The sequence below is a fragment of the Methylosinus sp. LW3 genome, assembly GCF_000527115.1.
GTDB lineage: Bacteria > Pseudomonadota > Alphaproteobacteria > Rhizobiales > Beijerinckiaceae > Methylosinus.
This window is the reverse complement of sequence record NZ_AZUO01000001.1, coordinates 3,939,090-3,964,547: the sequence shown is the minus strand read 5'-3', so window position 1 is coordinate 3,964,547 and position 25,458 is coordinate 3,939,090. Positions and strand designations below refer to the sequence as shown.

24 protein-coding genes and 2 pseudogenes are annotated in these 25,458 nt (G+C 64.6%); 13 read left to right on the top strand and 13 right to left on the bottom strand.

What is annotated here, in order from left to right:
• Positions 1–69 precede the first annotated feature (69 nt).
• From METLW3_RS0119995 to rpoC, 5 genes are all read left to right on the top strand, one after another.
• Entirely contained in the window at positions 70–426 is a 357-nt protein-coding gene (locus tag METLW3_RS0119995) for a hypothetical protein (protein ID WP_157096066.1), read from the top strand.
• 558 nt (positions 427–984) lie between these two features.
• Complete coding sequence (rplJ, locus tag METLW3_RS0119990; RefSeq protein ID WP_024881583.1) at positions 985–1,506, top strand: 50S ribosomal protein L10; 522 nt, start codon at positions 985–987, stop codon at positions 1,504–1,506.
• 52 nt (positions 1,507–1,558) lie between these two features.
• Positions 1,559–1,936: a 50S ribosomal protein L7/L12 gene (rplL, locus tag METLW3_RS0119985; protein ID WP_018267526.1), complete on the top strand. Its 378-nt coding sequence runs from the start codon at positions 1,559–1,561 to the stop codon at positions 1,934–1,936.
• Positions 1,937–2,091: 155 nt separating this feature from the next.
• On the top strand, positions 2,092–6,240 hold the full coding sequence (gene rpoB / locus METLW3_RS0119980; RefSeq protein ID WP_024881582.1) for a DNA-directed RNA polymerase subunit beta: 4,149 nt from the start codon (positions 2,092–2,094) through the stop codon (positions 6,238–6,240).
• A gap of 235 nt (positions 6,241–6,475) precedes the next feature.
• Positions 6,476–10,666 (top strand): DNA-directed RNA polymerase subunit beta', encoded by a 4,191-nt coding sequence (gene rpoC, locus METLW3_RS0119975; RefSeq protein ID WP_024881581.1) that lies wholly within the window; start codon positions 6,476–6,478, stop codon positions 10,664–10,666.
• Positions 10,667–10,911: 245 nt separating this feature from the next.
• On the opposite strand, the gene METLW3_RS0119970 is transcribed toward rpoC, so the two are convergent.
• The 4 genes from METLW3_RS0119970 to METLW3_RS0119950 form a co-directional block, all read right to left on the bottom strand.
• Positions 10,912–11,772 carry a hypothetical protein gene (locus METLW3_RS0119970; RefSeq protein ID WP_245267425.1) on the bottom strand — a complete coding sequence of 287 codons (861 nt, stop codon included), beginning with the start codon at positions 11,770–11,772 and terminating at the stop codon, positions 10,912–10,914.
• A gap of 67 nt (positions 11,773–11,839) precedes the next feature.
• A complete protein-coding gene (infC, locus tag METLW3_RS0119965) occupies positions 11,840–12,367 on the bottom strand; it encodes a translation initiation factor IF-3 (RefSeq protein ID WP_024881579.1) in 528 nt (175 codons plus the stop codon).
• A gap of 200 nt (positions 12,368–12,567) precedes the next feature.
• Positions 12,568–12,795, bottom strand: coding sequence for a zinc ribbon domain-containing protein (locus METLW3_RS0119955; RefSeq protein ID WP_024881578.1), 228 nt, complete (start codon positions 12,793–12,795; stop codon positions 12,568–12,570).
• Positions 12,796–12,889: 94 nt separating this feature from the next.
• Positions 12,890–13,507 (bottom strand): DUF2239 family protein, encoded by a 618-nt coding sequence (locus METLW3_RS0119950; protein ID WP_024881577.1) that lies wholly within the window; start codon positions 13,505–13,507, stop codon positions 12,890–12,892.
• A 123-nt stretch (positions 13,508–13,630) separates the two neighbouring features.
• Between METLW3_RS0119950 and METLW3_RS0119945 the strand changes: the two genes are divergently transcribed.
• Positions 13,631–14,815: a PQQ-dependent sugar dehydrogenase gene (locus tag METLW3_RS0119945; protein WP_024881576.1), complete on the top strand. Its 1,185-nt coding sequence runs from the start codon at positions 13,631–13,633 to the stop codon at positions 14,813–14,815.
• A gap of 70 nt (positions 14,816–14,885) precedes the next feature.
• Complete coding sequence (locus tag METLW3_RS0119940) at positions 14,886–15,194, top strand: DUF1778 domain-containing protein (protein WP_024881575.1); 309 nt, start codon at positions 14,886–14,888, stop codon at positions 15,192–15,194.
• A gap of 108 nt (positions 15,195–15,302) precedes the next feature.
• On the opposite strand, the pseudogene METLW3_RS27680 reads toward METLW3_RS0119940, so the two are convergent.
• Positions 15,303–15,425: pseudogene (locus METLW3_RS27680) on the bottom strand (transposase); the annotation flags it as partial.
• 114 nt (positions 15,426–15,539) lie between these two features.
• Here METLW3_RS27680 and METLW3_RS0119935 point away from each other — a divergent pair.
• Positions 15,540–15,965, top strand: a complete 426-nt coding sequence (locus tag METLW3_RS0119935; protein WP_024881574.1) for a DUF6869 domain-containing protein — start codon at positions 15,540–15,542, stop codon at positions 15,963–15,965.
• A gap of 49 nt (positions 15,966–16,014) precedes the next feature.
• On the opposite strand, the gene METLW3_RS0119930 is transcribed toward METLW3_RS0119935, so the two are convergent.
• Together METLW3_RS0119930 and dapF are read right to left on the bottom strand one after the other, a co-directional pair.
• Positions 16,015–17,172, bottom strand: a complete 1,158-nt coding sequence (locus METLW3_RS0119930; protein ID WP_024881573.1) for a MiaB/RimO family radical SAM methylthiotransferase — start codon at positions 17,170–17,172, stop codon at positions 16,015–16,017.
• Positions 17,169–18,035: a diaminopimelate epimerase gene (gene dapF, locus METLW3_RS0119925; protein WP_024881572.1), complete on the bottom strand. Its 867-nt coding sequence runs from the start codon at positions 18,033–18,035 to the stop codon at positions 17,169–17,171. Before dapF ends, METLW3_RS0119930 begins: the two co-directional genes overlap by 4 nt.
• 89 nt (positions 18,036–18,124) lie before the next feature.
• Here dapF and METLW3_RS0119920 point away from each other — a divergent pair, with 89 nt between their 5' ends.
• The gene (locus METLW3_RS0119920; RefSeq protein ID WP_036309848.1) at positions 18,125–18,865 is read left to right on the top strand and encodes a GyrI-like domain-containing protein; all 741 of its coding nucleotides are present in this window, start codon (positions 18,125–18,127) and stop codon (positions 18,863–18,865) included.
• A 16-nt stretch (positions 18,866–18,881) separates the two neighbouring features.
• Here the strand turns inward: METLW3_RS0119920 and METLW3_RS0119915 are convergent, their stop codons facing one another.
• From METLW3_RS0119915 to METLW3_RS0119900, 4 genes are all read right to left on the bottom strand, one after another.
• Positions 18,882–19,169 (bottom strand): DUF1778 domain-containing protein, encoded by a 288-nt coding sequence (locus METLW3_RS0119915; protein WP_024881570.1) that lies wholly within the window; start codon positions 19,167–19,169, stop codon positions 18,882–18,884.
• Between the two features lie 77 nt (positions 19,170–19,246).
• Complete coding sequence (locus tag METLW3_RS0119910; RefSeq protein WP_024881569.1) at positions 19,247–19,696, bottom strand: hypothetical protein; 450 nt, start codon at positions 19,694–19,696, stop codon at positions 19,247–19,249.
• A 118-nt stretch (positions 19,697–19,814) separates the two neighbouring features.
• On the bottom strand, positions 19,815–20,039 hold the full coding sequence (locus tag METLW3_RS0119905) for a helix-turn-helix transcriptional regulator (protein WP_024881568.1): 225 nt from the start codon (positions 20,037–20,039) through the stop codon (positions 19,815–19,817).
• Positions 20,040–20,044: 5 nt separating this feature from the next.
• Positions 20,045–20,608 carry a DUF2975 domain-containing protein gene (locus METLW3_RS0119900; RefSeq protein WP_036309846.1) on the bottom strand — a complete coding sequence of 188 codons (564 nt, stop codon included), beginning with the start codon at positions 20,606–20,608 and terminating at the stop codon, positions 20,045–20,047.
• Positions 20,609–20,736: 128 nt separating this feature from the next.
• On the opposite strand from METLW3_RS0119900, the gene METLW3_RS27035 reads away from it, so the two are divergent.
• From METLW3_RS27035 to METLW3_RS0119885, 3 genes are all read left to right on the top strand, one after another.
• The gene (locus METLW3_RS27035; protein ID WP_024881566.1) at positions 20,737–21,369 is read left to right on the top strand and encodes a hypothetical protein; all 633 of its coding nucleotides are present in this window, start codon (positions 20,737–20,739) and stop codon (positions 21,367–21,369) included.
• A 94-nt stretch (positions 21,370–21,463) separates the two neighbouring features.
• Positions 21,464–22,165 carry a TerC family protein gene (locus tag METLW3_RS0119890; RefSeq protein WP_024881565.1) on the top strand — a complete coding sequence of 234 codons (702 nt, stop codon included), beginning with the start codon at positions 21,464–21,466 and terminating at the stop codon, positions 22,163–22,165.
• 6 nt (positions 22,166–22,171) lie between these two features.
• The gene (locus METLW3_RS0119885; protein WP_024881564.1) at positions 22,172–23,011 is read left to right on the top strand and encodes an alpha/beta hydrolase; all 840 of its coding nucleotides are present in this window, start codon (positions 22,172–22,174) and stop codon (positions 23,009–23,011) included.
• 3 nt (positions 23,012–23,014) lie between these two features.
• Here METLW3_RS0119885 and METLW3_RS0119880 read toward each other — a convergent pair whose 3' ends face one another.
• On the bottom strand, positions 23,015–23,890 hold the full coding sequence (locus METLW3_RS0119880) for a tetratricopeptide repeat protein (RefSeq protein ID WP_024881563.1): 876 nt from the start codon (positions 23,888–23,890) through the stop codon (positions 23,015–23,017).
• A 124-nt stretch (positions 23,891–24,014) separates the two neighbouring features.
• A pseudogene (rpsU, locus tag METLW3_RS0119875) lies at positions 24,015–24,236 on the bottom strand (30S ribosomal protein S21); the annotation flags it as partial.
• Positions 24,237–24,548: 312 nt separating this feature from the next.
• On the opposite strand from rpsU, the gene METLW3_RS0119870 reads away from it, so the two are divergent.
• On the top strand, positions 24,549–25,403 hold the full coding sequence (locus tag METLW3_RS0119870) for a nitroreductase family protein (protein WP_024881561.1): 855 nt from the start codon (positions 24,549–24,551) through the stop codon (positions 25,401–25,403).
• Positions 25,404–25,458 lie beyond the last annotated feature (55 nt).

Below are 25,458 nucleotides of genomic sequence, written 5' to 3'. Positions count from 1 at the left end.
GGCCCCAGGGCCGCCGTTTTCTCCCCGGCGGGGCGGGGCGCGGCCCCTCTCTCCGGCGAGAGATTAACGATGTTTTTGCGCCTTTCCATTAATCAATTGTTAACTGTGAATTCCATGCTAAGCTCAGTGCAGCTTCCGTTATTGCTCGAGGTCGTGAAGACCGGCGGGCGCGTTTCGGAAAATTTGCGTAGATCGCCGATTTTTAAGAAAGTCGTGTGGATGTTCACTGAGCAAAGCGCAGGACGCAACGCCGGCTATCGCCTGAATTCTGGCGACGAAGGCGCTTTCCATCTCATCTCCGACCGCATGTGCAAGGCCCTCGGCCATACGCTGATCGCCCTCATCGTCGCTGGCGGCTTCGTCAAGCTGGCCTATGTCGAGGCCGGCGAGGCGGTGAGGCGCGGCCGCCGCGGAGCGCGAGCCTGAGCGCAGCACGCAGGCGGGCCGAGCGGTCGCCTTCGGCCGCGCCGGGGCGCAGCGAAGATTCCACTTGGCAAGAGCGTTGGCCGTCGTTAAATAAGGCCCCTCGGGGTCGGCCAGCGTTCGCGACCCCATTTTCAGATATCAGCTTCCGTCGAGCTCGATTCCCGATACGGGGACAGGGCGAGACGGTGGATAGGCCGGCGGACCCGGGGGAGATTCCTCGCGTCCCGTCCGGCCATGTCCTGTCCGAGACTGCCGGCGCCTGTCCGAGGCTCACCCCGAGGACGGCTCAATCGGCTCGCTGGACGGCGGAGCCCTCCGCCCCCGACGAGCGGCCTGCATAGACGGGGAAGACCGGAATTGTAGGGCCGGCGCGGCGCTTTTCAAAGCTCGCGCGCGGTCTTTCGAATTTGGTTGGCGCCCCTCTGATCCGAGGCGAGGCCGTTTCGGCCCTCAGCCGAGGGGACAGGATCTACGGCGCCGTCGCGCCCGCCGCTCCCGCGGCGATGCGACGGCTCATCGCAACGGCGGGGCTCGTCCCCGCTCGAGGAGAGAGCAACCGTGGACAGAGCGGAGAAAAAGCAAGCCGTCGCGGCGCTGAACGAGGTCTTTGCGAAGACCCCGGTCGTCGTCGTGGCGCATTACTCCGGCCTGACCGTCGCCCAGATGCAGAAGCTGCGCAAGCAGGCTCGTGAATCTGGCGCTTCCGTTCAGGTCGCCAAGAACCGCCTCGCCAAAATCGCTCTCGACGGCACGAGCGTCGCCTCCATCGGCCCCCTTCTGAAGGGGCCGACCCTGATCGCCTATTCGGACGATCCGGTGGCGGCGCCCAAGGTGGCCGCGGCCTTCGCCAAGGATCACGACAAATTCGTCATCCTCGGCGGCGCGCTCGGCGCCCAAGCCCTCGACCCCGACGGTGTGAAGTCGCTCGCGACTCTCCCGTCGCTCGACGAACTGCGCGCAAAGCTCGTGGGCCTCATCCAGGCTCCGGCGACCAAGATCGCGCAGCTCACGACCGCTCCGGCCGCAAAGCTGGCGCGCGTGGTCCAGGCCTATGCCGACAAAGACGCGAACGCGGCCTGATAGGCGGCGCATATCCAACCAAGCAGAACCGAATTCGAAGGACTGAAGCAAGATGGCTAATCTCGAAAAGATCGTCGAAGACCTGTCGAGCCTGACCGTGCTCGAGGCCGCCGAGCTGGCGAAGCTCCTCGAGGAGAAGTGGGGCGTTTCGGCCGCCGCGGCCGTCGCCGTCGCCGCCGCTCCGGGCGCGGCCGCCGCCGCGGCTCCGGTCGAGGAGAAGACCGAGTTCAACGTCATTCTGGCCGCCGCCGGCGACAAGAAGATCGAGGTCATCAAGGAGGTCCGCGCGATCACCGGCCTCGGCCTCAAGGAGGCCAAGGACCTGGTCGAGGGCGCTCCCAAGCCGGTCAAGGAAGGCGCTTCCAAGGACGAGGCCGAGAAGATCAAGGCCGCCCTCGAGAAGGTCGGCGCCAAGGTCGAGCTCAAGTAAGACGAAAATCGCCCTCTCCCGCTTCATGGCGGGAGAGGGTTTTCGGCACGGATGACCAGGAGCGAATGGCGAATAGCGAATAGCGAATAGACAGGATCCTCTATTCGCTATTCGCAACTCGCTATTCGCTTTCAATAAGAGGATCGAGAGGCGACATGGCTCAGACTTCGGCGCAAACTTTCTCCGGTCGCAAGCGTGTCCGCAAATTCTTCGGCCATATCCGCGAAGCCGCGGAAATGCCCAATCTGATCGAAGTTCAGAAAGCTTCCTACGACCAGTTCCTGCTCGTCGACGAGCCTGCGGGCGGGCGTCCCGACGAGGGTCTGCAGTCGGTCTTCAAATCCGTTTTCCCGATCTCCGATTTCTCGCAGGTCGCTTTGCTCGAATTCGTCCGCTACGAGTTCGAGCCGCCGAAATACGACGTCGACGAGTGCCGCCAGCGCGGCATGACCTTCGCCGCGCCGCTGAAGGTGACGCTGCGCCTCATCGTGTTCGATGTCGATCCTGACACGCAGGCGAAATCCGTCAAGGACATCAAGGAGCAGGACGTCTATATGGGCGACATGCCCTTCATGACGGCGAACGGCACCTTCATCGTCAATGGCACGGAGCGCGTCATCGTCTCGCAGATGCACCGCTCGCCGGGCGTCTTCTTCGACCATGACAAGGGCAAGAGCCATTCCTCCGGCAAGCTCCTGTTCGCCGCGCGCATCATTCCCTATCGCGGCTCCTGGCTCGACATAGAGTTCGACGCCAAGGACATCGTCTATGCGCGCATCGATCGTCGCCGAAAGATTCCGGCGTCATCGCTGCTGTTCGCGCTCGGCATGGACGGCGAGGAGATTCTCTCCACCTTCTACAATACCATCACCTTCAAGGCCTCCGGCGACAGCTGGCGCCAGCCCTTCGACCCGGAGCGGCTGAAGGGGCTGAAGGCCGTCAACGACATCGTCGACGCCGACACCGGCGAGGTGATCGTCGAGGCGGGCAAGAAGCTCACCGCGCGCGCCGCGCGCCAGCTCGCCGAGAAGGGCGTGAAGGCGATCAAGATCCAGTCCGAGGATCTCTACGGCCAGTTCCTCGCCCAGGATCTCTATGATCCGTCGACGGGCGAGATCTTCGCCGAGGCCGGCGACGAGATCACGGTGAAGTCGCTGCCGCTGCTGGTCGAGAAGGGCTTCGACGAGCTGCCGGTGCTCGATATCGACCATATCAACATCGGTCCCTACATCCGCAACACGCTGGCGGTCGACAAGAACTCCTCGCGTGAGGAAGCGCTGTTCGACATCTACCGCGTCATGCGTCCGGGCGAGCCGCCGACGATGGATACGGCGGAGGCGATGTTCTATTCGCTGTTCTTCGATCCCGAGCGCTACGACCTCTCGGCCGTCGGCCGCGTGAAGATGAACATGCGCCTCGACCTCGACGCGCCCGACACGATGCGCGTTCTCCGCAAGGAGGACATCGTCGCCGTCGTGCGCGCGCTCGTCGATTTGCGCGACGGCCGCGGCGAGATCGACGATATCGACCATCTCGGCAATCGCCGCGTGCGCAGCGTCGGCGAGCTGATGGAGAACCAGTATCGTCTCGGCCTCCTGCGCATGGAGCGCGCGATCAAGGAGCGCATGTCCTCGGTCGACATCGACACGGTGATGCCGCAGGACCTCATCAACGCCAAGCCGGCGGCGGCGGCTGTGCGCGAGTTCTTCGGCTCGTCGCAGCTCTCGCAATTCATGGACCAGACCAATCCGCTGTCGGAGATCACCCATAAGCGCCGCCTCTCGGCGCTGGGACCGGGCGGTCTGACGCGCGAGCGCGCCGGCTTCGAGGTGCGCGACGTGCATCCGACGCATTACGGCCGCATCTGCCCGATCGAGACGCCGGAAGGTCCGAACATCGGCCTCATCAACTCGCTCGCGACCTTCGCGCGCGTGAACAAATACGGCTTCATCGAAGGTCCCTACCGCCGCGTGCGCGACGGCAAGGTGACGAGCGAGGTCGCCTATCTCTCCGCCATGGAGGAGCAGAAATACCACGTCGCCCAGGCCAATGCGCCGATCGACGCAGAGGGCAATCTGCTCGAGGATCTGGTGCTGTGCCGTCACGCCGGCGATGTGGTGCTCGTCCCGCGCGAGCGCGTCGACGCCATGGACGTGTCGCCCAAGCAGCTCGTCTCGGTCGCCGCGGCGCTCATTCCCTTCTTGGAGAATGACGACGCCAACCGCGCGCTGATGGGCTCCAACATGCAGCGCCAGGCCGTGCCGCTGGTGAAGGCCGACGCGCCGCTGGTCGGCACCGGCATGGAGCCGGTGGTCGCCGCCGACTCCGGCGCCGCCATCGCCTCGCGCCGCGCCGGCGTCGTCGACCAGATCGACGCGACGCGTATCGTCGTCCGCGCGACGGAAGAGCAGGACCCGACCAAGCCGGGCGTCGACATCTATCGTCTGATGAAGTTCCAGCGCTCGAACCAGTCGACCTGCATCAATCAGAAGCCGCTGGTGAAGGTCGGCGACTATGTGAAGAAGGGCGACATCATCGCCGACGGTCCCTCGACCGATCTCGGCGATCTGGCGCTCGGCCGCAATGTGCTCGTCGCCTTCATGCCGTGGAACGGCTACAACTTCGAGGACTCGATCCTTCTCAACGAGCGCATCGTCAAGGACGACGTCTTCACCTCGATCCATATCGACGAATTCGAGGTGATGGCGCGCGACACCAAGCTCGGCCCGGAGGAGATCACGCGCGATATTCCCAACGTCTCGGAAGAGACGCTGAAGAATCTCGACGAGGCCGGCATCGTCTATATCGGCGCGGAAGTGCAGGCGGGCGACATTCTCGTCGGCAAGATCACGCCCAAGGGCGAGAGCCCGATGACGCCGGAGGAGAAGCTGCTCCGCGCCATCTTCGGCGAGAAGGCGTCCGACGTTCGCGACACGTCTCTGCGCGTGCCGCCGGGCGTTCAGGGCACGATCGTCGAGGTGCGCGTGTTCAACCGCCACGGCGTCGAGAAGGACGAGCGCGCCCAGGCGATCGAGCGCGAGGAGATCGAGCGTCTCGCCAAGGACCGCGACGACGAGCTCGCCATTCTCGACCGCAACACCTACGCCCGTCTCTTCGAGATGCTGGTCGGCAAGGTCGCGATCGCGGGGCCGAAGACCTTCAAGAAGGACCAGCCGCTCAACCAGGCGATCCTCGACGAATATCCCCGCTCGCAGTGGTGGACCTTCGTCGTCGAGGACGACAATCTGATGAGCGGCATCGAGGCCGTGCGCAAGCAATATGACGAGTCGAAGAAGGGTCTCGAGAACCGCTTCCTCGACAAGGTCGAGAAGCTGCAGCGCGGCGACGAGCTGCCGCCCGGCGTGATGAAGATGGTCAAGGTCTTCGTCGCGGTGAAGCGCAAGATCCAGCCCGGCGACAAAATGGCCGGACGCCACGGCAATAAGGGCGTGGTCTCGCGCATCGTGCCGCAGGAGGACATGCCCTTCCTCGAGGATGGTCAGCCGGTCGATATCGTGCTGAACCCGCTCGGCGTGCCGAGCCGCATGAATGTCGGGCAGATTCTCGAGACGCATCTCGGCTGGGCCTGCGCCGGCCTCGGCAAGCAGGTGGGCGCCGCCGTCGACGCCTATATGCGCAGCAAGGATACGAAGCCGCTTCGGGAGAAGCTCTCCGACATCTATGGGCCGAACGAGTCGCTCGAGGGACTCGATGACACGACGGTGGTGGAGGTCGGCAAGAATCTGCGCCGCGGCGTGCCGATCGCGACGCCGGTCTTCGACGGCGCGCGCGAGAAGGACATCGTCGAGATGCTGACGCGGGCGGGGCTCTCCTCCTCTGGTCAGGTGACGCTCTTCGACGGCCGCTCGGGCGAGGCCTTCGATCGCAAGGTGACGGTCGGCTACATCTATATGCTGAAGCTGCATCATCTCGTCGACGACAAGATCCATGCGCGCTCGATCGGCCCCTATTCGCTGGTCACGCAGCAGCCGCTGGGCGGCAAGGCCCAGTTCGGCGGACAGCGTTTCGGCGAGATGGAGGTCTGGGCGCTCGAGGCCTATGGCGCAGCCTATACGCTGCAGGAGATGCTGACGGTGAAGTCCGATGACGTCGCCGGCCGCACCAAGGTCTATGAGTCGATCGTGCGTGGCGACGACACTTTCGAGTCGGGCATTCCCGAGAGCTTCAACGTGCTCATCAAGGAAATGCGCTCGCTGGCGCTCAACGTCGAGCTCACCTCCGCCGAGCCCGAGGAGGGCGAGGAGCCGCCGCCTGGCGAGACGACGGCCGAGGCGGCCGAATAAGGCCGCCGCTCTTCCTTCTCCCGCAGGGCGGGAGAAGGTGGCCCCGCGAAGCGGGGTCGGATGAGGGCCGCTGCGGATCGCGCGAGCCCTTGGAACCCTCACCCGACCCGGCTGACGTCGGGCCACCCTCTCCCACAAGTGGGAGAGGGGATGCGCACATAAGATTTATGGACGTAGCGGAGAGACATCGCGAGGCGAGCGCGCTTCATCCGTTCTGCGTCTCTAGGAGAAGACCATGAATCAGCAAGAGGTCATGAATCTCTTCAATCCGGTCGTCCAGCCGCAGGCGTTCGATCAGATTCAGATTTCGATCGCGAGCCCGGAGAAAATTCTCTCCTGGTCGTTCGGCGAGATCAAGAAGCCGGAGACGATCAACTACCGCACCTTCAAGCCGGAGCGCGACGGCCTGTTCTGCGCCCGCATCTTCGGCCCGATCAAGGATTACGAGTGCTTGTGCGGCAAGTACAAGCGCATGAAATACAAGGGCGTCATCTGCGAGAAATGCGGCGTCGAGGTGACGCTGGCGCGCGTGCGCCGCGACCGCATGGGCCACATCTCGCTCGCCGCCCCGGTCGCGCATATCTGGTTCTTGAAGTCGCTGCCCTCGCGCATCGGCCTTCTGCTCGACATGACGCTGAAGGACCTCGAGCGCATCCTCTATTTCGAGTCCTATATCGTCATCGATGCGGGCCTGACGCCCTTGAAGGAGCGCCAGCTCCTCACCGAGGACGAATATCTGCGCGCCCAGGACGAATATGGGCAGGATCACTTCACCGCCATGATCGGCGCCGAGGCGATCCGCAAGATCCTCGAGTCGATGGACCTCGAGGGCATCGCCGCGCGCCTGCGCCAGGAGATCGCCGAGGCGACCACCGAGCTGAAGCCCAAGAAGCTCGCCAAGCGCCTGAAGATCATCGAGGCCTTCATTCAGTCCGGCAATAAGCCGGAGTGGATGATCCTGAAGGAAGTCCCGGTCATTCCGCCGGACCTGCGCCCGCTGGTCCCGCTCGACGGCGGCCGCTTCGCGACCTCGGACCTCAATGATCTCTATCGCCGCGTCATCAACCGCAACAATCGTCTGAAGCGGCTGATCGAGCTGCGCGCGCCGGATATCATCATCCGCAACGAGAAGCGCATGCTGCAGGAGGCCGTCGACGCTCTGTTCGACAATGGCCGTCGTGGCCGCGTCATCACCGGCGCCAATAAGCGTCCGCTGAAGTCGCTCGCCGACATGCTGAAGGGCAAGCAAGGCCGCTTCCGTCAGAATCTGCTCGGCAAGCGCGTCGACTATTCCGGCCGCTCGGTCATCGTCGTGGGTCCGGAGCTCAAGCTCCATCAGTGCGGCCTGCCGAAGAAGATGGCGCTCGAGCTGTTCAAGCCCTTCATCTATTCGCGCCTCGACGCGAAGGGCCATTCGGCCACGGTGAAGCAGGCCAAGAAGCTGGTCGAAAAAGAGAAGCCGGAGGTTTGGGACATCCTCGACGAGGTGATCCGCGAGCATCCCGTGCTGCTCAATCGCGCGCCGACGCTCCATCGCCTCGGCATTCAGGCCTTCGAGCCGGTGCTGATCGAGGGCAAGGCGATCCAGCTGCATCCGCTCGTCTGCGCGGCGTTCAACGCCGATTTCGACGGCGACCAGATGGCCGTGCACGTGCCCTTGTCGCTGGAAGCGCAGCTCGAGGCGCGCGTGCTGATGATGTCGACGAACAACATCCTGCATCCGGCCAATGGTCAGCCGATCATCGTGCCGTCGCAGGACATTGTTCTCGGCCTCTATTATCTGTCGCTGGAGCGCGACGGCGAGCCCGGCCAGGGGATGATGTTCGCCGATCAGGGCGAGATCGAGCATGCGCTGGCCGCCAAGGCGATCACGCTGCAGACCAAGATCAAGGGCCGCGCCTGGACCTACAATGAGAAGGGTGAGCGCGTGTCGAAAATCTTCGACACGACGCCCGGACGTCTGATCCTCGGCCAGCTGCTGCCGCGCAACCCCAAGATTCCCTTCGACGCAGCCAATAAGCTGATGACGAAGAAGGAAATCTCCAACATGATCGACACCGTCTACCGCAACTGCGGTCAGAAGGAGACGGTCATCTTCTGCGATCGCATCATGTCTCTCGGCTTCCGCGAGGCGTTCAAGGCGGGCATCTCCTTCGGCAAGGATGACATGGTCATTCCGGAGACGAAGGAGCGCATCATCACCGAGACGCGCGGCGCGACCAAGGAATATGAGCAGCAGTATAATGACGGCCTCATCACCCAGGGCGAGAAATACAATAAGGTCGTCGACGCCTGGATGAAGTGCTCGGAGAAGCTCGCCGAGGAGATGATGATCCGCATCTCCACCGTCCGCAAGGACGAGCATGGCCGCGATCTGCCGATCAACTCCATCTATATGATGTCCCACTCGGGCGCCCGCGGCTCGCCCGCGCAGATGAAGCAGCTCGCGGCGATGCGCGGCCTCATGACCAAGCCCTCGGGCGAGATCATCGAGACCCCGATCATCTCGAACTTCAAAGAGGGCCTCACCGTTCTCGAATACTTCAACTCCACCCACGGCTCGCGCAAGGGCCTGTCGGACACGGCGTTGAAGACCGCGAACTCGGGCTATCTCACGCGTCGTCTCGTCGACGTGGCGCAGGATTCGATCATCACCACGGTCGATTGCGGCACCGAGAAGGGCATTCGCATGCGGGCGATCATCGACGCCGGCCAGGTCGTCGCCTCGCTCACCTCGCGCATTCTCGGCCGCACCGCGGCGGAGGATCTGCGGGACCAGCAAGGCAAGATCATCGTCCCCAATGGCGAGATGATCCAGGAGTGGCATATCGAGCCGATCAACGCCGCCGGTCTTCAGGAGGTGAAGATCCGCTCGGTGCTGACCTGCGAGTCGAAGAATGGCGTCTGCGGCAAATGCTACGGGCGCGATCTCGCCCGCGGCACGCCCGTCAACATGGGCGAGGCGGTCGGCGTCATCGCGGCGCAGTCGATCGGCGAGCCGGGCACGCAGCTCACCATGCGCACCTTCCATATCGGCGGCGCGGCGCAGCTCGCGGACCAGTCCTTCGTCGAGTCGAACTTCGAAGGCACGGTGCATATCCGCAACCGCCATGTCGCGCGCAACTCGGACGGCGATCTCATCGTCATGGCGCGTAACGTCGCGGCGGTGATTGTCGGGCCGGACGGCGTCGAGCGCGCCGTCAACCGCATCCAATATGGCGCGCGGCTGAAGGTGGACGAAGGCGACAAGATCAAGCGCGGCGACCGTATCGCGGAATGGGACCCCTATACGCGTCCCATCGTCAGCGAGGTCGATGGCGCGATCGGCTTCGAGGATCTGGTCGAAGGCCAATCCGTGACCGAGACGGCCGACGAATCGACCGGCATCACCAAGCGCGTCGTCATGGATTGGCGTCTCAACACGCGTTCGGCGAGCCTCAAGCCGGCGATCGTCATCAAGGGCGCCGACGGCAAGGTGATCAAGCTGCAGCGCGGCGGCGACGCCCGCTACACGTTGCCGGTCGACTCGATCATCGCGGTCGAGCCGGGCGGGCACATCAAGGCCGGCGACATTGTCGCGCGTATCTCGCTCGAAAGCGCCAAGACCCGCGACATCACCGGCGGTCTGCCGCGCGTCGCCGAGCTGTTCGAGGCGCGCCGTCCCAAGGATCACGCGATCATCGCGGAGATCTCCGGCACGGTGCAATTCGGCCGCGACTATAAGAACAAGCAGCGCCTCTCGATCGTTCCACATGAGGAAGGCGCGGATCCGGTCGAATATCTGATCCCCAAGGGCAAGCACATCCATCTCCAGGACGGCGACGTCGTGGAGAAGGGCGACTATATCGTCGACGGCAATCCGGCGCCGCACGACATTCTGGCGATCAAGGGCGTGGAGGAGCTGGCGGCTTACCTCGTCAATGAGATTCAGGAGGTCTACCGGCTGCAGGGCGTCAACATCAACGACAAGCACATCGAGGTGATCGTGCGTCAGATGTTGCAGAAGGTCGATATCGTCGATGCGGGCGACACCGGCTTCCTCGATGGCGAGCAGGTCGATCTCACCGAGCTCGAGGAGGCCAACGCCAAGGCGCTCGAGGAGGGCGGCAAGCCGGCCCATGGCACGCCGGTCCTGCTCGGCATCACCAAGGCCTCGCTGCAGACGCGCTCCTTCTTCTCGGCGGCCTCCTTCCAGGAGACCACGCGCGTGCTCACCGAGGCGGCGGTCAATGGCAAGGTCGATCCGCTGGTCGGTCTCAAGGAGAATGTTATCGTCGGCCGGCTGATCCCGGCGGGCACGGGCGCTGCCATGGCGAAATTCCGTGGCATCGCAACGGGCCGCGACGATCTCATCATCACGCAGCGCGCCGCCGAAGCCGAAGCGCGCCCGACGACACCGCGCCTGCCGCCCGCCGCGGCGGAGTGAGGCGAGGGGTTTTGTCCCTCTCCTCTACAGAGGAGGGGGAGAGGCCCGCGCATAATGAAAAAGGCCGCCAGTGATTGGCGGCCTTTTTCATTCCGTATCAGGGCTGTTTCGAGCGGATTCGAAAGCTGCGTCATGCTCGGAAAATGGCCGGCGCCCTCATCCGACCCGGCTACGCCGGGCCACCTTCTCCCACGCGTGGGAGAAGGATTCGCGCCGAGTCTTTTGTGCCAGCGCAAATCCGAGCCTCAGCGCTTCTTCTTCTTCCCCTCGGCTTCCGCCGTCTTTTTGAAGCCGCTCGCCAGCTGCGTGCCGAGCGTGAGGGCGCGCGCCTCTGTCACGCGCAGCGCGCAATAGCCGAAATCCGCCTCCTGCACATAGGAGCGGCAAATTTCCTCGCGGCGCGCGGAAAAGCCGGCCTGCTCGCGGACGAGCTCCTTGCGCTGGCCCTTTTCGGATTTCATCTTGTCGTAGAGCGCTTTGTAATCATTGCGAACGGTCTGATCTATGCGCGCGCGCGTCGTCAGCATTTCGCCGGCCCGCTTGGGGTCGAACTCGCCGGCCCCCATGCCCCAGAGTCCATTGGGGTCGGCGCGGCAATCGGCCTGCTTCAGCTCGCATGCCCTGCCCTCGGAGCTGACCAGAATTGCGCCGTCGAGCGCGTCGAAGCCGAAGGGGCAGGCGGGAAATTCCACCTCATAGCGAAGAAGCCCGCTGGTCGTCTGCCGCGGCGTCAGGCGCAAGGGCTCGGACACCTCGATGCGGCAGGTTTCCCCGGAGCGCGTCAGCCGATCGCCCACAAGCGACAGCCGCGCGACCTCGAGCGCGCCGCCACGCCGTTGCAGCTCGATCGAGCCGCGCGCCTCGCCATCTTGATAGAGGATGCGTCCGACGATCGTCTCCTCGCTCGGCAGCTTGGGCGCGACGGGCGTCACGGCGGCGCGGGGCTTGGGCTTGGAGCCGGGCTCGACGGGGGCCGCGACAGAACCCGCCGGCGCCGGCGCGACCGCGCCCGGCAGCGCCATCTGAGCGATGGCGCCGGTCGTGGCGGGGAGCGCCGAAAGAAGCGCCGCGCCGGAGAGAATCGCGCGGAGGGAGACGTTGGACATGAAAGACAACAAAGACTGAAAGACGCGGCCTCGGCAAGTGCGGATCGAGGCCCCGCCCGAAGCCGCGTCAGCGCGGCGCCAGCACCATGATCATCTGCCGGCCTTCCATGGACGGCTCGAGCTCGACCTTGGCGATGGTCGCCGTCTCCGCCTTGACGCGAGTCATCAGACGGTAGCCGATATCCTGATGCGCGATCTCGCGACCACGAAAACGCAATGTGACCTTGACCTTGTCGCCCTCCTCGAAGAAGCGCTGCACGGCTTTCATCTTCACATCATAGTCGTGCTCGTCGATGCCGGGACGGAGCTTGATCTCCTTGACCTCGACGATCTTCTGCTTCTTGCGGGCCTCGGCGGCCTTTTTCTGCTCGAGAAATCGAAATCTGCCGTAATCGAGAATTTTGCAGACCGGCGGCTCGGAATTGGGCGCGATCTCGACGAGATCGAGCGCAGCCGTTTCCGCCAGAGAGAGGGCGTCGACAAACGGAACCACGCCGTGGTTCTTGCCTTCCGAGTCGATCAGTTGCACCTCGCGCGCGCGAATCTCCCGGTTGATGCGCGGACCCTCTTTCTGTGGGGCCGCGGTGCTCTTCATTGGACGGCGAATGGATGTTCTCCCTTCAGGATGAATTCGATCGTCTTCCGATCCGATCCGATGCGCGAGAGAAAGCGGCGTAAGCCGTCATTTCCCCCGGGGCTACCCGGCGGAGGGCCGACGCCGAAAGAATCTCACTCTCCTCGACGAAGTCAACCGTCGATATAGAACTATTCGCGGCGAACGCCTGAAATTCGCGCTCACCCGCAGTCGGCGAAAGCGGGGCAGGAGGCTCCGCAGCCGCCCCCTCCGCCCATGGAGGCGCAGGAGGCCTCGGTCTCGCCGCCGCTCGCCGGCTTGGCGATCAGCGAGAGCTGGCGTGTCAATTCGACGCCGCCGCAGGCCGGACAGGCGGGAATATCGTCCGAGCGAACCAATGTCTCGAATTCATTGTCGCAGGAATTGCAGCTATAGGCGTAGAGCGGCATTTAAATCCTCGTCGCCGGAAACGGGTGTCGCGCGTTACATGCGCTCCCGATCGCGCCATTGCAAGCCGCGGCCACCGTGTCGTCGTCGTTCCGCTCACGCGCCGCCGCTTTCGGCGAGGCGTAGCGCATAGGCGCGCACATCCTGCGGCCAATCGGCCATGAGCGATTCGAATCGCGCCGCGTCGCCGGCGAAGAGCGCACGCAGCGCCTCCTCATAGCCGGGGAGATTTCCGGCGACGGCGGCGAGAAATCGATAGGCGGCCTCGCGCGCCTCGCGCTTTTGGCTCTCGGCGCCGCCCTCGCGGCGCGCAGTCTCGACGAGGCGGCGCAGCGTCGCCGAAGCGCCGCCCGGCTGCGCGGCGAGCCAGTCCCAATGGCGCGGCAGCAGCGTGACCTCACGCGCCACCACGCCGAGCTTGGGCCGTCCGCGACCGCGCGCGCCTTCCTCCGCGCCTTCCTCCGGCGCGGCGTCGCTGCGCTGCCCGGCCGGCGGGGCGGCGGCGAGGCGCGCGATGATCTCCGGCTTGGCGCCGCGCAGATCGAGATCGACCACCTCGCCGGTGGCGTCATCGAAAGTGAGGATATAACCATCGGCCGCATCGGCGTTCTTCACCGCCAAGGCGACCTCTACCAGCGGGCCGGCGGCCAGCATGCGGCCATCGGCGAAAGCGGCGCAGGGCCGCGACAGGCGGGAGAGAGCGTCTTTTTCCATGCGCTATTTATACCCATGATAAATTTGTCGAGTCAATAATACCCGGGCTAAATAATCGGCGCGCCGGCGGCGGGTTGCTCCCCTATCTTTCTTAAGAGGCGCGGCCGCCCCGGAGATTCCTCCATGATCGCCCGATTCTTTCTTTGCCTCTTTCTGTGCGCGACGACCTCGCTCGCCGCCCATGCCGTGCCTTCGGCGGAGGCCGAGGCCAAGCAAATCGAAAAGGACCTGCGCCGCATTCAACTGCCGGAGGGGTTTTCCATTTCCCTCTATGCGCTGGTTCCGCATGCGCGCACGCTCGCCATCGGTCCGCGCGGCGAGGCGATTTTCGTGGGCACGGATGCGAGCCGCATTCATGTGCTGACGCCGGGCGGCGAGCGCGCCGCCTCTGTCGAGACTTTCGCCGCGGACGCGCCTTTCGTGATTCCGCATGGGCTCTGCTTCGACGAGGATGGAACATTGTTCGTTGTCGAGCAGAATCGCGTTTCGAGCTTCGCTTCAGCCGAGAAGGACTGGCGCCGGCTCGCCTGGAAGGATGCGCGCAGCCTCGCGCCGCAAGGCGGGCTCATCCCCGTCGCCGAGCAGAGCGCCAATCACACGACGCGCGTCTGCCGCATCGGGCCGGACGGCAAGCTCTATGTCTCGCTGGGCCAGCCCTATAACGTCACGCCGCGCGACAAGCTCGAGCTGTTCGAACGCATCGGCATGGGCGGCATAATCCGCATGAATCGCGACGGCTCCGGCCGCGAGGTTTTTGCGCGCGGCATTCGCAATTCGGTGGGCATGGATTTCGATCCTTCGGATGGGACGCTATGGTTCACCGACAATCAGGTGGATCGCATGGGCGACGACACGCCGCCCGGCGAGCTGAATCGCGCGCCGCGGGCGGGGCTGCATTTCGGCTTTCCCTGGTATGGCGGCGGCCATGTGCGAACTGACGAATATTCGCGCGATACGCCGCCGGAGGGCGTCGTCTTTCCGCAAGTGGAGGAGGCGCCGCACGCCGCCGATCTCGGCATGACCTTCTATCGCGGCTCGGCCTTCCCGCCCTATTATCGCGGCGGGATTTTCTCTGCGCAGCACGGCTCCTGGGACCGCACAATGCCGGTCGGCGCGCGCATGATGTTCACCCGCGTCGGCCCGGAGGGAAAGCGCGGCGTCAGCGAGCCTTTCGCGGAAGGCTGGAACGATGGCGATCCGCAATATCTCGGCCGGCCCGTGGATGTGGCGGAGCTGCCGGACGGATCGCTGCTGGTGACGGACGATCAGAATGGGGCGGTGTATCGGATTGTCTATAAGGCGCCGTGACGAACGTCATTTTGTGTTGACGTTGTCCCTACTCACACTTTTCATTAGGTTGATCGTAGAGGAGAGCCGAATGGCGACCGAGGCGTCGAAGCAGGCCGCCGCACCGGCCAGAGAACGGCATGATTCCACAGTGAATGTGCGCATGTCGACGACGACACGCAATCTGATCGACACGGCGGCGTCGCTCATCGGCAAGACGCGCAGCGAGTTCATTACGGCGAGCGCTCGACAGCATGCGGTCGACATATTGCTCGACCAACGTCTGTTCGTGCTGAGTGAAAAAGACTTCGCGGAGTTCGAAACGGCGCTGGACCGGCCGCCACCGCCCAATGACGAGCTGAGAGCGCTGCTGAAGAAGAAGCTTCTATGGGAGAAATAGAGCGCGGGGCGAGATTTCATGCACTCGTGCGGCTCGATCCGCCCAAGCATGTTTTTCGGCGGCAGCTGAATGAATGGCTGAAGCAGCACGCGGTCGCGAGCGAAGGACGCGCTCGGGCAAGTCGCGCCACGGCGCACCCGACCGCAGCGTCCAGAATATGCCGTTTAGAGCGCGGCGGTCATCGACGCGCGGCACGCCTCGCGGCTCGTTGGGTAGCAGTGGATGGGTCATGCGCCATTCGTATGGGCTCACGCCGACGCTGAATCAGATATTTGCGCGATATGAAAGTCGTCAGTCCGCATTCGTCCCCCTTGCGAACACAGATGTTGCAACAGGCTTTCGTACATGACTTGGACGAATCCCACCCCAAACGAGCTTGCAGCCGATTGGATAGCCTGCCGAGGGAGCGTTGGAAGTGACGCGTCGAACGGTCTGGCGCAGTTTTTATTGTCGGACTTCCCGCGAGAGGAGCCGGAACTCACGTGGGACACGATCATGTTGATCGTGAAAGCCTACCCGGAGGCAGACTTTTACGACGAAGCCGCAACGGAAGCGCAGGCGGTGTGCTGCGCACTTGCTGCAGGCCCCGTCGAAGACTTGCTCTCGTTCCATGGCCGAGACTATATCGATAGGTTCGAAAGCGAAGCGCGCCTAGATCGGCGAATGGCTTGGGTTCTCGGTGGTGCGTGGCAGTTCGAGATGAGCGATGAAATTTGGGATCGCGTTCGGCTTGCGGCGGACGACACGTATTGGAAACGCAACACTTCCTAGCGGCAGCTATCCACCCCATCTCGGTCATTCGGTTTTATGGGTTCGCGGCCTAGATCATTCGCCCGCTCAGCGCCTTCCCGTCATGCCCCGTCACGCGCATGTCCAGCATGCGCCCCGCCTCTGCGCCGGGCGTGCGCAGGGCTGTGAAATCTTCGGCGTGGGCCATGCCGCCTTTTTCCGTCAGCACGCGCAACGTCTTGCCGATCTGCGCGTCGAGATGGCGCCCGAGCGCCGCTTCTCCGGCCGCGCGCAGGCGGGCGGCGCGCTCCTTCACCAATGCGCCATTCACTTGCGGCATCAGCGCCGCCGGCGTCCCCGGACGCGGCGAATAGGGGAAGACATGCAGATGCGTCAGCCCGCACTCCTCGACGAGAGCGAGCGTGCGGGCGAACATGTCTTCCGTCTCGGTGGGAAAGCCGGTGATGAAATCGGCGCCGAAGACGATATCCGGCCGCGCCGCGCGCAGCTCGGCGCAAAAGCGAATGGCGTCCGCGCGCGAATGGCGGCGCTTCATGCGCTTCAAAATCAGATCGTCGCCCGATTGCAGCGAGAGATGCAGATGCGGCATCAAACGCGGCTCCGCGCTCATGCAATCGAAAAGCGCGGCGTCCGCCTCTATGCAGTCGATGGAGGAGAGCCGCAGCCGTTCGAGCTGCGGCAATTCCCGCAACAGCGCGCGCGCGAGGCCGCCGAGCGTAACGCCCTCGGCGGCATAGCTGGTGAGATCGACGCCGGTCAGCACGATCTCGCGCTTGCCGCTCTCGACCAGCCGCCGCGCCTCGGCGACGACCTCGCTCGGCGCGATGGAGCGCGAGGGGCCGCGGCCGAGGGGAATGATGCAGAAAGTGCAGCTATGATCGCAGCCGTTCTGCACGGCGAGAAAGGCGCGCGTCTGCCCCTCGGCGGCGCTGTCGGCGCGCGTCTCGCCTGGCTCGGTCAGCACGCGCGTGACGCCATCCATTGCGGCGAAGCTCTGCGGGTCGATGCGCGCCGCGCAGCCGGCGACCACGATCTCGGCCGTCGGCCGCTCGCGCTTCAGGCGGCGGATCGTCTGGCGCGCCTGACGCGTCGCCTCGGCGGTCACGGCGCAAGTATTGACGATGACGCGCTCGTTTTGCGCGCCGGCGCGCGCCTCGCGCAGCAGCCGCTCGGAATCGACGTAATTGAGGCGGCAGCCGAAGGTGACGATGTCGACCGCGGCGGTCACGCGTCCAGCTCGGCGAAGTAGCCGGCTTCCAGCGCCGTCTCGAATTCGAGCTCGACGTCGCCGGTCATCATCACATGATCGTCCGTCCCCCAAGCGATGACGAGCTCGCCCCCCGGCAGGCGAATGCGGGCCTCGCGGGCGGAGAGGCCGGCGCGGGCGGCCGCCACCAGCGTCGCGCAGGCGGCCGAGCCGCAGGCGCGCGTCTCGCCCGTGCCGCGCTCCCAGACGCGCAGCAAAATCTCGTCCGGCGCGATGATCTTGGCGAAGGAGATATTGGCGCGCTCGGGAAAGAGCTTGTGATGCTCGAGCTGCGGCCCGAGCGTCGCGAGATCCATGGACAGTGGGTCCGCGACGAAGAAGACCGCATGCGGATTGCCCATGTTGACAGCCGAAAAGGCGGCGGGCGCCCCCTGGACTTCAGGCGCGAGCGGCACATTTCTCGTATCGGGGGCTTCGGCGGCGAGCGGTATGTCCCGCCAGCCGAGTCGAGGCGCGCCCATATCGACGGTAAAGCGCGTCTCGCCCGCGCGCCATGTGCGCACCGGGCCGGCGTCGGTCTCCAGCGTCAGCGCCTCGCCTTCCCCGGCGCGGCCGAGCACATAGGCGACGCAGCGCGTGCCATTGCCGCAGGCGGCGGAGAGCGAGCCGTCGGTATTGTAGATGCGCATATAGGCGTTCGCGTCCGCATGGCGCGGCGCATGCAGGACCATCAGCTGGTCGAAGCGCAGGCCAGGGGCGCGGGCGATGGCGCGCGCCTCGGCGGGCGCGACCTCGAGGCCCGCGCTGCGCAAGTCGAGAACGAGGATTTCATTGCCGATCCCGTTCATGCGAAAGATCGGGAGGCCGGCGAGCGGGCTGGTCATCATGCCGTTCATTTCCTGTTACAGGCGTATATAGAGAATCGAATCGCGACGCTATGGCCGGCGCCCGCGCTTTCAAGAGGACGAGACCCATGAGCAATTCGAGCGATGAGGGCTTCACGCAGAGATTGAAGCGCGCTTGGCCCTTTGTCGCGGGTCTGGCCGTTCTCGCCGTCGTCGCGGGAGCCTTTTTCGGCGCGACATCCACTTCGCCCACCCCCACCGCCGTCGTTCCGGCGCCGAGCGCGCAGGTCGCGGCGGAGACGCCGCAAAAGTCCGCGCCGGACAGCCCCGTCGCGCCGAAGCCGACGCTGGACCTCAACGAGCCCTCTCAGGCCGAGGCGGAGGCGCAGGCGCAAGCCGACGCCATCGCCGGTCAGGCGACCGATATCATCGCCCGGCCCGTCCTCAAATTGCGCGGGCAGGGCACATGGGCGGACGGGCTCAAAACGCTTTCCGAGGCCATCGCCAATCTGCGCATCGCCGCCTCCAAGACCGGCCTCACCGTGGACGGCCGCCCGCTGGTCGCCTTCACCGAGACGGATGACAATGGCTTTCATTTCGAGGCCATGCTGCCGCTGACGCGCCCGCCCGAGGCCAAGGCCAAGTTCGAGCATGGCGTCGAGGCCGGCGCCTCGCCCGCCGGCAAGGCGCTGAAATTCCAGCATCGCGGGCCTTATGAGGAGATCGACTCGACCTATGAGGCGATCACCGCCTTTCTGGACGAGAAGGGCCTCGACACGAAAAATCTGTTCGTCGAGGAATATCTCACCGAATTGAAGACCAGCGATGACGATGGGCTCGAGGTGGATATCTACGTGTTCTTGAAGTGAGAGCGGTAATCCGCGGTCACTTCGGAGCCTCGACGAGACGGCGATAGGCGTCGGCGGCGCGCAGCAGCCCCGGCGCCGGCGTCGGCGGGTCGAGGACGGCATCAGCGAAAATTCGCTGATCTTCCAACGAGAGACGGATGATCTGTGTTTCCGCGATCGTGCGCAGCGCCGCTTCCAGCGCGGCGACGACCACGAAATCACCGACGCTGCGGCCTTGAATTTCGGCGGCGCGTTCGATCATGGCCAGCGCCTCCGATCCGAGACGCGCTTCCAGCCTCGCCGTTCGCTCATTGTCCGCGCTCATGACGTCTCCGAAAGTCGGCCTAATTATGTATGGCGGATAATTGATCGTCTCGTTCGCTTCTGGCCATCATTGTGCTCTCAATGTTCTGCATTCAAGAAAGCTTGCGTCATCACATAGCTCAAAAGCATCGTCGAATAAGTGAGGATCGAGGAAGCGCTCCATCGATCCCATCGTCCTGTTCTCCGCGCCCAACCGATGAGCAGGTAAACGAACACGAGAAAAGGAATCCAGTTGAAGAGGAATCCATAAATGAGGGTTGCTGATAGTCCTAATAAGAGCAGAGGCAGAGCGCGTATGAGCGCTGCAAGGAATGGCATATCGTAGAATGTTCTGATAACGAAGGCGTCGAATATCAAAAAGATCATGGCGGTTTGCAGCAAGAAGCCAGGAAAGGCCGTAACCGACATGCACAGGGTTGGCCTCCACCCAAAGCGGTACGTCGCGACACCCCAAATAATCCCCGTGACTGCGAGAGTGCCGAACCACCTCGCCGCAAAATATTCCAGGTGGCTTCCGAGATATTCCATTCGCTTTCCTCTACACAATTCGGCGCAATGCTATTTCCAAGCTAACGTGAGCCAAACGAGTTCCGTCCGTAAGTAGCCGCGGTAGCAGGAAACTGCTACGCGCGCCAATGTGAACAAATCAACCTCCCTTTCCCTCCGCCTCCGGCCGATATTCCAGAATGTCGCCCGGCTGGCAGTCCAAGACCTCGCAGATCTTCTCCAGCGTATCGAAGCGAATTCCTTTCACCTTGCCGGATTTCAAAAGGCTCACATTCTGCTCGGCGATGCCGATGCGTTGCGCGAGATCGCGCGAGCGCATTTTGCGCCGCGCGAGCATCACGTCGAGATTGACCACGATCGCCATGGCGCTCACACGAATTGCGCATGCTCGCCGGCGATGTCGGCGGCGGTCTTGAAGATATGGGCTATGGCGATCAGCATCAGCAGAAAGATGACATTCAGCAGATCCTCGAGCCTTATGTAGCCGTGATGGCTCTGCGCGTACGGAAGATGCGCGGCGATGGCCAGAATGATCGCGGAGCGCATCGCCACGTCCAGAAGGACTGTGAACAGTCCGATGACGCCCGCGCGCCGCAGCCATAGCGCCGCCTCCGTGGAGAAGACGCCGCCCTCGAGATAGAGGCTGAACACGCGCCACAGGCAAAAGCAGATGACGGCGGCGAAGACCCAGACGACGAGGCTCAGCGCTGTCGCCGCCGCATATTGGCCTTGCGAAGCGCCCGAAACGTCGATCTGCAACAGCTCGCGATAATGGCGCTCGACCTTTCCGGGATCGGCCCAGAAGGTCAGCATAGCGAGCAGATCGGCCGCCGTGAAGAAAATGACGAGCGCGCGAATCGTCTGGCAGATCCAGCCGATGCGCGCCCGCAGCGCGGAAAGACGCGGGTCTTGGAATGCGGTGGCGTCGGTCATGGATTCTATCCTTTTCGCCTTTTCGGCCGCGTCGGCAAAAATTGCCGACATGCGCGATGGAAACAATTTGACGCATATTATTTTTAATGTCAAATATGAAAATATCATCGAACAACAGGAAGCGATCCATGACCCGCGGCCTCCCGTCTCTCGCGCTCGCCTCTGCTCTTTTTCTTTCGGCCTGCAACGGCGTTCCGCTCTCCACGCAGTGGAAGCTGCGCTCCTTCGATCTCTCGACCGCCGATGTCGCGCCGCTCCGCGTCGCCTTGCGCGCGCCCGATTGGCTCGAGCCGACGCCGACGAGCGCGCGCGTCGTCGTGACCTATTGGCGCGAGGACGAGGAGACGGCGAAGCGGGTGCTGACAATTCGCCTCGTCGCCGCCGCGCATGCGGAAGACCGGCCCATTCTCGCCGGACTCGACTCGGCGACGAACGGCGAACTGATGGTTTTCGAGGCCGACAGGCGCGATCTCGCCGCCATTCGCGCCGCGCAGGAGGAGGGAAAGCGCTGGCGCGAGAGCGGCGCGAAAGCCCATGGCTCGCTCGATCTCGAGGGCGGGCTGTTCTGCCGCCGCGCGGAACTCCCGAGCGGGCCTCTGCTCCTGGACGTCTACGCCCATGCGGATGACGCGCTCGGCTGGCTGCCTCTGCTGCTCGGCCATGACGCCCACGCGCCCGGCGCGGATGAGAAGAAGCTCGCCGAATTCATGCCGCCTTGCGCGCCGGCGCCGGCCAATATCGCGGCCAAGACGCGGCGATAGCGCGAAGCGCTGCCGATCTCGCTGGCGTTGGCCCCATGAAGCGCGATATGATCGCGCGCATACTGCCCTCGGGCAGGGTTGGACACCCAAGTCAATGAACGGCGACGAGCTTTCCGTCGGCTTCCAAGTCTTAGAGATCATCTGGATCGATCTGCTTCTCTCCGGCGACAATGCGATTCTCATCGCTCTCGCCTGTCACAAGCTCCCGAAACAGCAGCGACGATGGGGCATTTTGCTGGGCGCGGGCGGCGGCGTGCTGCTGCGTATCGCCTTCGCCTTCGTGGTCATTCAGCTCATGGCGATTCCGGCGCTCAAGGCGCTCGGCGGCCTGATGCTGCTCGGCGTCGCCACCAAGCTGCTCGTCGACGAGACCGAGCATCATATGGAGGCCAAAGAGGACCTCTGGGGCGCGGTGGCGGCCATCATCATGGCCGATGCGGTGATGTCGCTCGACAATGTCATCGCCATCGCCGGCGCGGCGGAAGGCTCCATGCCGCTCATCATCTTCGGTCTCGCCGTGTCGGTGCCGATCGTGGTCTTCGGCGCCGGCCTGCTGATGCAGGCGCTGTCGCGCTTTCCCATTCTGGTCTGGGCGGGCGCGGGCCTGCTCGGCTGGATTTCGGGCGAGCTCATCGCCAGCGATCCGATCTGGGAGAAATTCGGCTGGACCGCGCCGGCGCATTTCGAATTTGCCGCCTCTGTCGCCGGCGCCGTTCTCGTGCTCGTCGCGGGCTTCATCGCGGTGAAGCTCGAGGAGCGCGCCGAGGCGCGGCGCAAGGCCGAAAGCGGAGGCTGATCGCCCATGGCGCTCGCGCTGCTGAAATGGGCGGCGCTCGTCGCTGTCGGAGCCTATGTTCTGGCGGCGGCGGCGCTCGGCCTGTTTCAGCGGCGCCTGCAATATTTGCCGGACACGCGCCAAATCTTGCCGCAGCAGGCGGGGCTCTCCGGCGTCGAGGAGCTGAAGCTCGCGACCTCAGACGGCGAGACGATCGTCGCCTGGCATGCGCCGCCGCGCGAGGGGCGGCCTGTGCTGCTTTATTTCCACGGTAACGCCGGCGGGCTCGTCGATCGGGTCGCGCGTTTTCGATTTTTCATGGGCGAAGGCTATGGCTTTCTCGCCATCGCCTATCGCGGCTATGCGGGCTCCAGCGGCGCGCCGACGCAAGAGGGCCTGATTCGCGACGCCGAGGCCGCCTATGCGGAGGCCCGCGCGCGCGGCTATGGGCCGGAGCGGATCGTCATTGTCGGCGAATCATTGGGCTCGGGCGTCGCGACGCAGCTCGCCGCGCGGCGGGAGGCGGCGGCGCTGGCGCTCGACTCGCCCTTCTCCTCGGCGGCCGATGTCGCCGAGACGCGCTATGGCTTTCTGCCGGTGCGCTGGCTGATGCTGGATCAGTTCCGCTCCGATCTCGCCATTCGCGACGTGCATGTTCCCGTGCTGATCGTGCATGGCGACAAGGATGGCGTGGTGCCGATCGCGCTCGGCCGCAAGCTCTTCGATCTCGCCAATGAGCCGAAGCGCTTCGTGATCGTGTCCGGGGGGCAGCATCTGGTGCTGGGATTGCCGGACGTCTTCCCGCGCGTCGCCCGCTGGGTGGACGCCGCGCTGGCGACGCCGCGGCGTCTCGAGGCGAGCGATTGAGGCTCAGCCGCGCGAGGAGCCCTGTTTCGCGATCGGCTGCTGCGGATCGAGCGCCAGAGCGCGCTGATAGGATTCGCTCGCCTTCTGGCGATTGCCCTTGCGCTCATAGGCGAGGCCGAGCCACGCCCAGGCCGGCGCGCTCCTATTGTCGACATTGAGCGCCGCGTTGAAATCCTCGATCGCCTTGTCGTAATTGCCCATCGTCACGAGGCTCTCGCCGCGCGCCTGATAGGGCGCCGCCGCGAAAGGATCGCGATCGATGGCGTTGTCGAAATCGGTGACGGCGCGCTGATTGTCGCCGCGCTTCTGATGGATCAGCCCGCGTGCGTGAAACGCCTGTGCGCTCTCGGGATTGAGCCGGATCGCCTGGTCGAGGTCAGAGAGCGCCTGCTCCAGATTGCCCTGCGCGCGCAAGAGATTGGCGCGGCCGATATAGGCCGGGGCGTGATTGGGGTTGACGTCGATCGCGCGGTCGAAGTCGAGCCGCGCCTGATCGTTGCGGCCCGTCTGGCGGAAGGCGAGGGCGCGATTGGTGAAGGCGGCGGCGCTGCTGGGCTCGATCTTGATCGCCTGGGAGAAATCGGCGATCGCCTCCTGGAACTGGCCGATCTTGGCCAGCGCCACGCCGCGCGTGTTGAAGGCCTCGGCGCTGGGATTGCGGCGCACGACCTCGGACAGCGACTCTATATTGGCGTTGGCGGCCCTTGGATCGGCGGCGTCGGTCTCGGCGAAGCCGCGGCCCGGCGGCCGCAGCACGCCGGCGGTCTCACAGCCCGAGAGGGCGAGCAGAGTCAGGATTACGACGCCCGCGCGCAAAGGCGCGTGGCGACAAAATGCGGGGGACGTCCGGCGAACCGCCGATCCGAGCGGCAATTCCATTCCGTCCGACCTCCTCAGACAAGCCCTGAAAGCGCTTCGAATGCGCGACGAAGACGAATCATAGCGGGCAATTCGGCGAGATTTCGACGCGCCCGCGTCTTTCTGCTCAGCGGCCGCCGACGGCGGGCTTCGGCTTCATCGGCAGCAGGCCTTCGCGCTGCAGCTTCTTGCGGGCGAGCTTGCGGGCGCGGCGCACGGCCTCGGCCTTCTCGCGGGCGCGCTTCTCCGAGGGCTTCTCATAATGGCCGCGGAGCTTCATCTCACGGAAAATACCTTCGCGCTGCATCTTCTTCTTCAGCGCCTTGAGAGCCTGGTCGACATTATTGTCGCGGACGAGAACTTGCACGAAGCGATCCTGTTTCTAGAGGCGGCGCGCGCCCCGGTTGGAGACGTTGCTGCGGGTGAGAATAGTCGGTCGGGCGCTGACGGAGCGCCTGACCCGTGCGCGGGGAATTAACAGAACTGCCCGGCGTTGTCCACAAGGAGCAGCTCGGACGACGCCGCTCTCCGTATAAGCCGAGGGGCCGGGCTCGTCCCGCCGGCTTCCGGTTTTCCCGCGGGGCCAGGGTGGATTTTTGCGGCGGCTTTCGTCACCATGCCGCAAAGCGCGCGAGCGCGCATCTCGGGCGCGCGTCACGCGGCGTTTTCTGGAGACGATATGAACAAGCCGATCACCAAAGGGGAATTGAGCGCGGCCGATGGCGCGGAGGCGATCCGCGCCCGCTATCGCCGCGACGATTCGCCAACCCCGCCCGTTTGGAACGAGACGCTGGACCTTCTGCTCGCGCATCGGTCCATCCGCGCCTATCTGCCGGAAAAAATTCCCGCCGAGACTCTGGCGACCGTCGTGGCCGCCGCGCAATCGGCCGCCACCTCCTCCAATCTCCAGGTGTGGAGCCTCGTCGCCGTGGAGGACGAGGCGCGCAAGAGCCGCCTCGCCGATCTCGCCGGCAATCAGCAGCATATTCGCGACGCGCCTTTGTTTTTTCTGTGGCTCGCCGATCTCTCGCGGCTCGAGAATATCGGCAAGGAGCAGGGCCGCGACGGGGCGGCGCTGCCCTATCTCGAAATGTTCCTCACCGCGGCGATCGACGCCGGCCTCGCCGCGCAAAATGCGCTGGTCGCGCTGGAATCGCTCGGCTATGGCGGGGTCTATATCGGCGGCATCCGCAACAAGCCGGAGGAAGTGGCGAAGGAGCTGGACCTGCCGCCGGGCGTTTTCGCCGTCTTCGGCATGGCGGTCGGCCGTCCCGATCCGGCCAAGGCCGGCGGCGTTCGCCCGCGCCTCGGCCAAGGCGCCGTTCTGCATCGCGAGCAATATGCCTGGAACGAGGCGCAGCGCGAGGCGGTGAAGACCTATGACGAGAAGTTCCGCGATTTCCAGAAGGAGGCCGGCCTTCCCGAGCAGGGCTGGATTCGCCAGGCGCTCTCCCGCGTGCGCGGCCCGGAGAGCCTCAGCGGCCGCGACCGGCTGAAGGAGGCGCTGCGGGCGTTGGGCTTTGCGTTGAAGTAACAGAAACTCCGCCGAAAGGGCGCTCCACCCTCCCCTTCAGGGGGGTGGCCGGCGA